The 12,936-nt window shown below is 46.4% G+C and carries 6 protein-coding genes; all 6 read left to right on the forward strand.

Annotated features, from left to right (window positions below; translation table 11 throughout):
• The first annotated feature begins 14 nt into the window (after window positions 1-14).
• The 6 genes from JCM16418_RS01405 to JCM16418_RS01430 all read left to right on the forward strand — a co-directional run bounded on the left by JCM16418_RS01405 (window position 15) and on the right by JCM16418_RS01430 (window position 12,933).
• Window positions 15-1,154, forward strand: a complete 1,140-nt coding sequence (locus JCM16418_RS01405) for an acyl-CoA dehydrogenase family protein (protein ID WP_036645415.1) — start codon at window positions 15-17, stop codon at window positions 1,152-1,154.
• A gap of 19 nt (window positions 1,155-1,173) precedes the next feature.
• Complete coding sequence (locus JCM16418_RS01410; protein WP_052019969.1) at window positions 1,174-2,241, forward strand: HAD-IIIC family phosphatase; 1,068 nt, start codon at window positions 1,174-1,176, stop codon at window positions 2,239-2,241.
• A gap of 24 nt (window positions 2,242-2,265) precedes the next feature.
• A complete protein-coding gene (fabD, locus tag JCM16418_RS01415) occupies window positions 2,266-3,525 on the forward strand; it encodes an ACP S-malonyltransferase (RefSeq protein WP_052019970.1) in 1,260 nt (419 codons plus the stop codon).
• A gap of 13 nt (window positions 3,526-3,538) precedes the next feature.
• Entirely contained in the window at window positions 3,539-6,730 is a 3,192-nt protein-coding gene (locus JCM16418_RS01420) for a non-ribosomal peptide synthetase (RefSeq protein WP_052019971.1), read from the forward strand.
• The gene (gene fabD, locus JCM16418_RS01425) at window positions 6,723-8,006 is read left to right on the forward strand and encodes an ACP S-malonyltransferase (protein WP_052019972.1); all 1,284 of its coding nucleotides are present in this window, start codon (window positions 6,723-6,725) and stop codon (window positions 8,004-8,006) included. The genes JCM16418_RS01420 and fabD (JCM16418_RS01425) overlap by 8 nt, the downstream gene beginning before the upstream one ends.
• Window positions 8,007-8,067: 61 nt before the next feature.
• Window positions 8,068-12,933: a type I polyketide synthase gene (locus JCM16418_RS01430; RefSeq protein ID WP_052019973.1), complete on the forward strand. Its 4,866-nt coding sequence runs from the start codon at window positions 8,068-8,070 to the stop codon at window positions 12,931-12,933.
• Window positions 12,934-12,936: the final 3 nt, after the last annotated feature.

A 12,936-nucleotide genomic window follows, 5' to 3' on the forward strand; every position in this document is an offset into this window, starting at 1 on the left:
AGGGGGATTAGGAGATGAGCAGCGGCAGCGCAATACAGCAGTTGGCAGGCAGAGAGGCATTTAGATCCTTTGCTGAACGGTATATCGTGCATGAGGCGGATCGTTGGGACAGTGAAGAAGCCATTCCTCAATCAATCATTCAGCAAATGGGAGCGGAAGGATATCTAGGCGCAGTCATTTCGAAGGAATTTGGCGGACTTGAACTGGATATGAAGTCGCTGGGAGCACTTAGTGAGGAAATGGGAAGAGCCTGTTCTTCGGTCCGAAGCCTGCTAACGGTGCATGGAATGGCAAGTATAGCGGTTGAGCGCTTCGGTACCGCGGAGCAGAGACAGAAGTGGCTCCCATTGCTGGCTTCCGGTCAAACGATAGGTGCTTTTGGATTAAGTGAAGCAGGAGCTGGTACAGATACTAAAGCGATCACGACCACAGCAACGATCACGGAAGAAGGATACGTGCTTGAAGGCGGCAAGAAATGGATTACCTTTGGCCAAATCGCTGATTTATTTCTCATTTTCGCAAAATTAGATGGGGAGCCAACGGCATTCCTTGTTCCACGGACCACCCCGGGACTCTCGATTGATCACCTCAAGGGGATCTTTGGTACAACAGCCTCGATGATCGCGGAGCTTCGGATGGAGAACTGTCTAATTCCACATGAAGCAATCCTTGGAAGTAAAGGATTGGGTGTTCCGTATATCGCTATGAGTTGTTTGGATTATGGTCGATATACGATTGCTTGGGGATGTGTAGGTATTTTGCAGGCATGCCTTGATGCTTGTCTAAGCTATACGAGCAAGCGGGAAACATTTGGTACGCTGCTGAAGAATCAACAGCTCATTCAGAAGATGATTACGGAGATGACCGTCAACACCAAAGCCGCGCGTTTGCTATGCGAAGATGCGGGTCGATTGAAGGATGAGGGCGACTCGCAAGGTCTTTTGGCGACATGGGCAGCTAAATATTTTGCATCGATCTCCGCAACCAAAGCTGCCAATGAAGCAGTCCAGATTCATGGTGCGAATGGCTGTAGCCGTGATTATCCGGTACAGCGTTACTTACGCGATGCGAAGGTCATGGAAATTATCGAAGGCACCACACAAATGCATGAATTAGTCATTTCATCTGATGCATACAGTCTCAGCGATTTTTGAAGAGAAGGGAAGAGGAGCCATGACAGTCAATCTTAATTCGGTAATTCAAACAGAGCAGATAGCCAAAATCAAATGCTTGGTCTGGGATCTGGATCATACGCTCTGGAACGGGGTTCTCCTTGAAGATGGAGAGGTTAGTCTCAAAGAAGGTGTGGCAGATATCGTTAAGGAGCTTGATCGTAGAGGCATTCTTCAATCGATAGCGAGCAAAAATGATTATCAGCATGCGATGGAGCGTCTGCGTACATTTGGATTGGATGAATATTTTCTGTATCCGCAAATCCATTGGAGTGCGAAATCCATTTCCATTGAAAGCATAGTGAAATCTCTGAATATCGGAATGGATACGATCGCTTTTATTGATGATCAACCGTTCGAAAGGGATGAAGTCAAGCAAGCGCTGCCGACGATCCGATGTTATGATGCTGCGAATATTGCGGAGCTGTTAGATGATGCTGACTTTAACCCTGAGTTTGTCACGGATGATTCGAAGCAAAGACGTTTCATGTACCGCAGCGATCAAGTACGCAAAGAGCTGGAGGAGCAGTATGAGGGGCCGCAGGAGGAATTTCTAGCCTCCCTTCAGATGAAGTTTACCATTGCACCTGTTGGACCTGGTGATCTACAGCGTGCTGAGGAGCTGACTGTACGAACGCATCAGCTCAATACAACGGGATATACGTACTCTTATGAAGAATTAGATGCGCTGCGTCAATCTCCAAATCACAAGCTCTTGATCGCAGGTCTGGATGATATATACGGAAGCTACGGCAAAATAGGCCTGCTTCTACTTGAATGTAGTGAGAAGGTATGGACGCTGCAGCTCTTGCTGATGTCGTGCAGAGTCATGTCTCGTGGTGTTGGTTCCATCATGCTGAATCATGTGATTCGAATGGCGAAGGAAGCGGGCGTTGTTCTTCAAGCGAAGTTAGTACCTAATGATCGAAATCGGATGATGAGCATTACGTATCATTTTGCTGGATTTCAAGAAGTGGAACGGACAGGTGAAATGGTTCTGTTCGAGCATCAAATGGAAGCTATTCCATCCACTCCAGATTATGTAGATGTGCAGGTTCAGTCATTGTAATGATTCGAATATGAAAGGAGGTTCATGCTACATGGAAAAGATAGCTTTTCTATTTCCCGGTCAGGATCTCATTACATCGGAATGGGTCAGAGCTTATTTGATCGATTCACGATTGCAAAACAGACGTTTGAGGAAGCAGGAGATATTCTAGGATATGATCTGGCGAGTCTGTGCTTCTCAGGCAGCATGTCTGATCTCAATCAGCCATCTCGTATGCAGCCGGCTCTATTGACGGCAAGCGTAGCCGCTTATCGTGTGTTTATGCAGGAAATTGGCGTAACTCCAGATTTTTGTGCAGGTCATAGCTTAGGGGAGTATTCCGCACTGACATGTGCCGGAGCGATTCGTTTCTCGGATGCTGTGCGCCTTGCTGAGGTGCGTGGAACCTTAGCGCAGAAGTATGCAGATGAATGTGATGGTGCGATGAGTATCATTGACCAAGTATCGGCTTCGCAGCTTGAGGCGTGGTGTAATGAACTGGGGAAGCAAGGATCTGTAGCGTCAGTGAGCTGCTACAATGCTGAATTACAAGCGGCCATTTCAGGTTCGAGCGCGGGTGTTTATGCAATTGAAGACCTGGTTCTGGAAAATGGGGGTAACGTTACACCTTTAATGATGAGCGCACCTTTTCATTCACAATGGATGGAGCCGGTTGTGGCACAATTTAGATCGACGTTGTCGGAAATCAGATACCAACATTTCAAAATGCCAGTCATTTCAAACGTAAGTGCCAAACCCTATCGAGGAAAAGATTCGATTGCTGGCCTGCTCGCGAGTCAACTTCTGCGTCCTGTTCAATGGCAGGCAACGCTAAAGTATCTCAAACGGATGGGTGTTACCATGGCGATTGAGCTGGGCCCGAAAAATGTCTTGTCCGCACTGGTGAAGCTAGAAACCCCGGCTACTCGGACATATAGCTTTGATCAGGTCGCTGATCGGAATGAGTTATTCACAATGTTTGGCAGTAAGCCTGAATATACTAAGCATCGCTTGACGCTTCTGAATCGCATGCTCGCTGCTGCTGTTTCGCAACCGAATACGAATGAGAATCAAGAGTTGTTTCGTAGCGGAGTGGTTGAGCCGTACCAACGTATTGAGGAAATGGCTGAGCAAACGGAGCGGGACGGCATTCCCCCAAGTATGGAGCAGATCGAGGATGCATTCGGTATGTTACATACGATATTACGGACGAAGGGACTGTCTGAGATCGAGGTAGAGGACATCGTATATCGGATTAAAGAAGAGACGAGTCATCCTTATTTGCAGATTGCAGCAATGGTATAAAGGAGGCAAAGCGATGAAGGATCAATCGGGTGTACTTTCTGAACACACTGCTGAGTCACATATTGGAAGCAAGTATAACGAGGAAAGGGCGTATTGGCTTAAGGAGCTGAGTGGACCCATCACCATGGGTGGAGTACCTTCGGAAGTTTCTGAGAACCTTGATGAAGTAGGAAAAGCCCATCGTAAACAATTGCTCTTTACGTTACCAGAGTCTTTAAGTACACGTCTGCTCCAAGTAAGTGGGAATTCAGATTTTGCTACATATGTCGTGCTGGCAGCGGCACTGGTATATATATTATTCCGTTATTCAGGTAAAAAAGATTTCATACTCGGTATGCCTCCATTCCGCAATGAACCGAGTGAACGTCCGCTTGCAGCCATACGAGCTCGTATTGACGGCAAGATGAGCTTTAAAGAACTGCTTAGCTCTATCAAACATTCCTGCTTGGGAGCGAAAAAGTATAAGAATGTGTCCATGAATACACTTCTTCCACAATTAGATGTTGAACGGTTATCCGATAGCTTGCCATTGTTTCGTTCAATGGCTGCCTTTCGGGGAGTGCATGAATGGAATGAATCCTCCCAAACATCATGCGATTTCATTTTTTCGAACTCAGGCTCTAGTATTCAGTTCGAAATTCTTTATCATTGTGGCCTATATCAGGAAGAAGCTGTGGAAAGACTTGCGGCTCATTTCATTCAGGTTCTAGAACAAACTCTCTATCAGCCAGACATCCCGCTGCATGCTATCCAAATGCTGACGCGAGAAGAGCTTGAGTTGATGCAGGCACAGAATCATACAGCAGTAGAGTACGATACAAATCGTACTCTGGATCAGCTGTTTGAAGAACAGGTACAAGAGACACCGGACGCAATAGCAATCATATTTGACAGACAGCCGATGAGCTACAGCGAGATCAACCAACGTTCGAATCAAATCGCATGGATGCTACTCGAGAAGGGAGTGTCTCCTGGTGATCGAGTCGGATTGATGGTTAGACGCGGGTTCAATATGGTTACAGGCATTATTGCTGTGTTAAAAGCGGGTGCTTCATATGTACCAATGGACCCTGATTTCCCGTCTGAACGAATTCGTTACATGCTTGAGGACAGTCAATCACGGCTGTTGTTGACAGAATCGGATTGCCTACACAATTTTGGTGAACAAGACTCTGAAAATGAACAGATTCGTTTGGATCAAATTCATTGGAGTACCTACTCTACAATTACCCCTCCTTGTCTTCATCGCTCCGAAGATTTGGCTTATCTCATCTATACGTCAGGATCAACAGGTCAGCCGAAAGGTGTAATGATTGAGCATCAATCGGTTCACAATTTTGCAGTGGGGATGAAGCGAGAATTAGGGCTTACTCATGGGAAACGAATTTTGAATCTAACGACCATTTCGTTTGATATCTTCGTGCTTGAGACACTAGTCCCTCTAATCTGTGGTATGACGGTCGTAATTGCTCCTGAAAAGGCACAAAAGGATCCATTACTCTTAAGTGGTCTTATCGAGGATACTGGGGTAGAAATGCTTCAAATGACACCGTCGCGGTTACAACTTTTTCTTGCCAGCGGACTTGGTCTATCTTGCTTTGAGCAGCTAACGGATATCATGATCGGAGGAGAGGATTTCCCTCAGATGTTAGCGGATAGGCTAGCTGCACTGACGAAGGCACGGATCTACAATATGTATGGTCCTACCGAAACAACGGTATGGTCAGCGATTGAGCGCATTTATAAAGGAACTGCGGTGTCACTAGGCAATCCGATTGCGAACACACAATTATATATCGTCGACGAATTCCATTCGCTACAGCCGGCTGGCATTGAAGGTGAATTATGTATTGGTGGTGACGGCTTAGCTAGAGGGTACTGGGGTCGAGAAGGATTGACTATGGACAAATTCGTTCCCAATCCATTTGATCCAGGTACCTTGATGTATAACACAGGTGATTTAGCCCGTAGGTTATCGGATGGGCGTATCATTTTTCTAGGAAGAAAGGACTTCCAAGTGAAAATTCGTGGTTATCGAATCGAGCTTGGAGAGATTGAACAGGTGTTATCTAAGATGGAAGGAATACATAGCTGCGCGGTAGCCGTTAGCCGAAACGGATCAGGCGATCCTGTTCTTACCGCTTACTACAGCGGAGATGCGGAACAGAGTAGCTATGCGCTACGCTCTTGGCTATCTGCAACACTTCCCGATTATATGATTCCAGGACAATTTATGTACCTAGAAGAGATGCCAATGACACTGAATGGCAAGCTGGATAGGGGGCGCCTTCCTTCACCAGACTCGTTAAAGGGACTACTTCATATTTCGGCAGACGAACGTCCGCAGACAGAAGTGGAGGAAGCCATCCGCCAAATCTGGACTGATATTCTCAAACGGGAAGAGATCAGCATATACGATAACTTTTTTGAAATAGGCGGAAATTCAACTCTAATCGTCATGGTATATGCCAAACTTGAACAGCTATATCCTGCGACTGTACAGGTAGCTGACTTATTCACGTATCCAACCATTGCTACTCTAGCAGAATGCATCACCCGTAGCTCCTTATCGCAGGAAGAATATGTTGTTCCTTCCTTTATATTAGGTCAAGAGTATCTACATCGATTGGGTGAAGAAGCTGAGACTGACGTGCTGGAGGTGAGCGTTCCGCAGCAGTTTTACAGTGAAGCTATCCATGCGGCGGAAAGTCGAAACGCAGACCTTTTTGATCTTACGGCAATGGCGTTTATCTATTCGCTGGCAGAAGCTGCAGATTGCGGAGATCTCTCCATTTCATATCTGAGGCAGGGAGAGAGGGGAATACACCCGCTTTACGTGGACTTCTTAAAAATTGAAACGATGGAAGAGCTTCTCGGCACAGTTAGAGAGCAGCGACTTTATATGAAGCAGCAGTCTGGCTTCTTGCCATCAAAGCAGGGTACCCGCGAAGGGGTGGAAGGTGAAGGTCTCAATCGCCCCATTAGGGCTGCATTTGTTGAGGGAACAGATCGAAAGCTAGAAGCATCTGAGCTTACAGATCTACATTTGAGTGTGGAATTGGTACCTGGAGGTATTCGTCTGGTCTACGAATTCAATAGCAGAACGTTACGGCAGTCTGGGGTAGAGAATATCGCGGAGAAATTTATCTCGTGTTACCAGCAAATTATAAATCTGTTATCAGGAAAGGAAGAATTATATGCGTAAAATTGCGCTTTTATTTCCGGGGCAGGGCTCGCAAAAGAGCGGGATGGGTAAAAATTGGTTTGATCAGTTTGCTGTTGCTAAACAAACATTTGAAGAGGCTGATGAGGCAATTGGATTTAAGCTTTCAGAGCTTTGCTTCTCTGGTCCAGCAGCCGAGCTGAAAATGACGGAAATCGCTCAGCCAGCGATCTTGGCGACAAGTATGGCTGCGTATCGTGTGTTTCAGCAAGAGTATGGTTTAGCGCCTACTTATTTAGCCGGGCACAGCCTTGGCGAATTTACCGCACTGGCTGCTTCTGGAAGTATTCGTTTTGCAGATGCCATCCAACTTGTAAATAAGCGTGGAATATTCATGCAGCAGGCGGTCGAGCAAGGAGCAGGGACAATGGCAGCCGTGGGCGGCATCGAGCCGAGTATCATCGCAACTTGGTGCACGGAGTTATCCGATGAAACAAACAGTGTAGTGATTTCTAACTTCAACGCTCCGGATCAAATTGTTGTATCTGGACATAAATCTGCCGTGGATGCACTAGGCAAATTAGCGGAAAGAGAAGGGGCAAGGTTTACACCACTGAATGTCAGCGCTCCTTTTCACAGTCCGATTATGCGTCCGGCTGCGGCGCTCTTGGCGCTAGAGCTTGATAAATATCAATATGAAGAACCAAAGATCCCGGTTATTTCTAATGTGACGGCGCGTCCCTACGACAACAAGGACCAGATCATCCCTTTACTTACTGAGCAAATGACGGGTGCTGTTCAGTGGATTGATACGATGAATTACTTGAAATTACAGGGAATTACGGATGTAATCGAGTTAGGACCACAAGCGGTATTAAAGAAATTAGCAGTGAAGAATGCTCCTCAGTTGAAGGCATACAGTTTAGATCTGGATGAAGATGCGAAGCAATTACAATCCGATTTGGTAGCGCTGGCTCCTGCTGCTCCGCGAGCTTTCGTACCTCGTTGTTTGGGAATTGCCGTATGTCTGAAGAACGATAACTTTAACGAAGCTGAGTATCGTAGTGGAGTAGTGGCTCCCTATAAGGAATTACAGGATTTAGCGCAGCAGATCGAGCAATCGGGAGAAGCTCCCAAGCAATCACAGCTGGTGACAGCGGCTGGATTACTGAAGCAAATCATGATGACAAAGCGTACGCCAACAGCAGAGCAGAATCGGCGCTGGAAGCAGCTTATGAATGACACGGGTGCTCAGGAATGGCTAGTTCCGTGGTTGTCTGCTCAGTCGGATGAGCTTGAAATGGAACATTCCATTTAATCAATGAACATGTTGAGATTCCGGATGGAGGGTCTCAGGATGAGATGAAAGGAGGTAGACCATGAGCTTTAAGCATATTGGTGCAAACCCGAAGAATCACAATATTTCATCTAACAACGTATTGAGTATTAATCGTGTATCGAAGCATGAAATAGCAGTCATCGGAATTAGCGGTATGTTTGCAGGTGCTGAGGATGTAAATCAATACTGGGAGCTGCTAAGCAGTGGAACCGATTGTAACCGTGAATTCCCGATTGAACGTCGTGCTGATGTTGAAGAATATATGGAATTTTTACGAAACCATGGATTCTCTCAGGAGGGTCTGGAATACAGTATTGGCGGATTTATGCCGGAAATCGACAAATTTGATCCTAGTTTCTTTCATTTATCACCAAGAGAAGCGGCTCTGATGGAACCAAAGCAGAAAATGATGCTGCAAACAATGTGGTCTGCTGTGGAAGATGCGGGGTATGGCGGGGATCAAATAAACGGTAGCCGAACCGGTGTATTTTTAGGCGATAGCAATGATTTCTATGATGGCTACCGGCAGCATCTATTGCTGCAAAATGTAGATGACTATGGTCATTCCGTTACCAGCAACATTCATTCTGTCATGGCAAGCCGAATTGCATATCTGCTTGATTTGAAGGGTCCTGCAATCATGATCGACACGGCTTGCTCCTCAGCGCTAGTCGCCATACATATGGCATGTCAGTCAATCCGTAATCAGGAATGTGATATGGCACTCGCCGGAGGAATTAACATTCTTCTAACTCCCTACAGGGGAGAGAAACGGTGGGAGATTGGTATCCAAGCAGCTGATGGTCGAGCTAAGACATTCGATGATCGTTCAGACGGAACAGGTTCTGGGGAAGGGGCAGGAGCCGTCCTGTTGAAGCCACTTTATAGGGCGCTACAAGACAACGATACGATCTACGCTGTCATTAAGGGTAGCGCTATGAATCAGGATGGTACTTCTGCAGGTCTTACGACACCTAACGCCGCTGCTCAGGAGCAGTTAATCATTCAGGCTTGGCAAGATGCAGATGTAGATCCCGAGACCATCTCATATATTGAAGCTCATGGTACTGGAACCAAGCTGGGTGATCCGATTGAAATTAGTGGAATTACACGTGCCTTTTCTAAATTTACGACGAAAAAACAGTTTTGTGCCGTTGGTTCAGTGAAGCCCAACATTGGGCATCTGGATAACTGTGCCGGAATTGCGGGCTTTATCAAATGCTTGATGGCCTTAAAGCACAAGGAGCTTCCGCCATCCATACAATTTGAGACACCTAATCGAAAGATATCTTTTGTCGATTCTCCCGTATATGTGAACGACACACTACAACCTTGGATATCTGGGGGAGGGCCACGGCGCTGTGGGATTAGCGCATTTGGCCTTAGTGGTACAAATTGTCATCTTGTTCTGGAGGAGGCACCGGATCGGACTGATCAATATTTTAGCCTTAATGAGAATAGGGAATTCGTTTCTCCGGGGCTATTCACCGTCTCCGCGCAAAGTGAAGAAGGAATTGGGGAACTACTTAAGCGATACGAATCGGTGATTCATTCAATAGGCAGTACTCAACCGGACTTGATGAACTACGAAAATTATTGCTATACCGCTACAACGGGACGGGGTCACTATACTCATCGTTTAGCGATCTTAACAGACGGGATAGAAGGACTCTTATGCAGAATTAGAAGTTTGATAGATGGGACGCTGATTACAGATGAGCAGAAGGGCATCTATTACGGTGTTCATAAGAAGGTATCTGATGTGAAACGTTCACGTCAAGTTGGCGAAATGACGGACCGAGCCAAAGCTGAATTGGATGCGGAATCAGATTCGAAAATTCAGCAAGCTCTTCTTGAGCCGAATGAGAGAGAACCTTTACAAGCTATTGCTCAGCTATACATTCTAGGGGCAACGGTGAAGTGGGAACTGTTATTTAATAGTCACAAATATAGACGTGTTCAACTACCAACATACCCTTTTCGCAAAATACGTAGCTGGAATAGCAAGGTGCAAAGCCAGAAGGCGATCTCCGCACCCGTTAATGAGATGCAGAGGGATGGCCTAAACCATGCCGTGAATCACAAGAACTTGCATCCGGTTCTTCACCAGCTAGTCGCTGAAACACCTGAGCTTACCATCTTCTCCACAGATTTTGATGTGAATGATCACTGGGTGCTGAATGAGCACAAGGTTCTAGGAAATTACGTCGTTCCCGGTACGACCTATTTAGAAATGGCAAGGGAAATTGGTTATCGGCTGCTAAAGAGCCATTTACTTTTGCTTAGTGGAGTGACCTTTCTTAGTCCTCTCATGGTGAAGCCAGGCGAAAAGGTGCATGCACAGATTGTGGCTAAGAATGAAGCAGGAGGGATTTCCTTTTCCATTATCAGTCGTACCGATCAGAATGCAGACTGGGTTACCCATGCGGAAGGGAGTATCAAGGCACTCTCTCCTCAGAAGATGGATTCAGAGCAGGAAGTGCTGTCACTTGAGGCAATTAAGCTTCGCTCCATGACGGAAAGAGTGATTGATTACGACGATCTTCAAACTGGAGCGATTGATACCGGTCCTCGTTGGAATAATGTCGAGCGGATATTTATCGGTGAGAATGAGGCGCTTCTTAAGCTCATGCTACCGGATCCGTATTTGACAGATCTCGATGTTTATACGCTTCATCCTGCACTTATGGATTGTGCAGCCAATGCGGCTAATGTCGCTTTTGGTGGTGGCACATACCTTCCATATATGTATAAATCCTTTAGCGTATCAGGTCCAACGCCAGCTGTATTTTACAGCTATGTCATTAAAAAGTCGGAGCAGCATGGCGGGGAAACCGAGACATTTGATATTACCATGGCGGACGAAGCTGGCAAGGTGTTTGTACGCATTCATGATTACACGATTAAAAGAGTCGATGATAAGCGGGGTCTAGCTGTTTCTTCGGCAGAATGCTATCAGCCGCGCTGGGTACCTGCTCCGATAGCTTTAGCGAATGAACCACAAGTAACCGGAACGGTACTTCTATGGATGGATGATCAGGGCATTGGATCTTCACTATCTGAATTACTTCGATCCAAAGGCAGACATGTCATTGAACTTTTTGAAGGGGAGCAATACGAACAAATCAGTGATGACTCTTATTCTTTATCCTTGAGTGAGGAGCATTTCATTCAGATGTGGGAAGACGTCAGAGAAGCGGGAGTCACTCATTTCATTTATTTGGGAGCCTTATCTGGCCCAGATCATGCTAAAGAGCGAACGGAGCTTGCGCTCCAGATGGAACGTGGCGTGCATGGTTTATTTCATCTCGCTAGATCTTTTGCTGCAGCCAAATGGAAGCTTCCTCTAGAATGGCTTGTCGTGACATCAGGAGCTGTTGTTGTCGACGGCAAAGAAAGAGTCATTCGTCCACATCATGCTGCAATGGCTGGCTTAGGAAAAGTTCTGAATCAGGAATTCCCTAATCTGCAAGTTAGATTTATGGATATGGACGAAGTGCTTCCAGAAGTAAGTATAGAGCAAGAATTATATGGTCTTCTGGAAGAGCGTGATTTCCATGTAGCTTACCGTGATGGGATTCGCTATACGCTGGAGATTGCTCCGCTGAAACAGAACTTGCGCGCAGATCATGAGGTTGTTGTGAAGGCTGGCGGTACGTACTTGATTACAGGTGGAACAGGTGGCATTGGATTAGAACTGGCAAGCTACTTGTCCTCACTAGCACCTGTTAACCTGATTCTGATCAACCGTTCACTTGTCCCAGAGCGACAAGAATGGCAACCAATCGTGGATGCAGGTACAGATCATAAGATGTCAGCTCGGATTACACGGCTTCAAGCGATTGAAAACAATGGCAGTCAGCTTCATTGTTACCGTGCCGATGTGTCCGATGAAGCTGAAATGATCTCCGTGCTGGAGGAAGTAAGCAGAGACTACGGACCCATCCATGGTGTCATTCATGCTGCAGGTGTTGCTGGGGACGGCATGATATTACGCAAAGAGTCTGCGGTATTTACCAATGTTCTAGCACCTAAGATTCAAGGAGCCTGGCTTCTAGATAAGTATGTAAATTCAGAGCATCTCGACTTTTTCGTCTTGCTCTCATCCGTAACAGCAATCACTGGAGGCCTTGGACAGGGAGATTATACAGCAGCCAATAGCTATCTGGATGCATTCGCACATCATCGTCGTTTGGAGGGTAAGCCAGCATTGTCCATCAATTGGCCTGCTTGGAAAGAAACGGGAATGGCAGTGAATTACGGTGTGCATGATGCGCCCGCCGTGTGGAAATCTCTTGCTACTCACAAGGCCCTTCAGTATTTCGATCTATTGTTACACAGTGGAGTACCTCAGGCTATAGCCGGGGAGCTCGACATGGAAACGACGGCTAATCTGATTGACCAGCTTCCTTTCCGATTTACCAGCAAGGTGGAAAGTGGGATCAGACGTAAGCGGGCTATAACTGATCCGCTTCAGTATACGAATCAGAGTGCACAGGCTGTATTAACATTAACGGGTAAATCAGAGACTGACATATCTCCACTGGAGCAGCAGGTAGCTCAAATTTGGGCCACGGTGCTCGGCCTCGAGGAACTGGATGTTTACGAAAGCTTTTATGATATGGGTGGGGATTCGATTCTCGCAGCCCAGCTATACCGCAAATTGGATCAGCATTTTCCTCAGACAGTGGATATTTCAGATATTTTCAGTTATCCGAGTGTGATTGAAATGGCCGAGTACTTAGATTCTTTACAGCAAAAGGAGATCTCACGGAATAACGTTGTCCCACAAGCAAATGCAGGGCAAGAAATCGATGCGGATGATGAAGTAGATGCTCTTCTTGCGAGAGTCATCAGCGGGGAAATTACGCCGGAGGAAGCAAGTAAATTGGTATCGGAGGGTTAGCAT

The organism is Paenibacillus pini JCM 16418, assembly GCF_000576305.1.
Classification (GTDB): Bacteria; Bacillota; Bacilli; order Paenibacillales; family Paenibacillaceae; genus Paenibacillus_AQ; species Paenibacillus_AQ pini.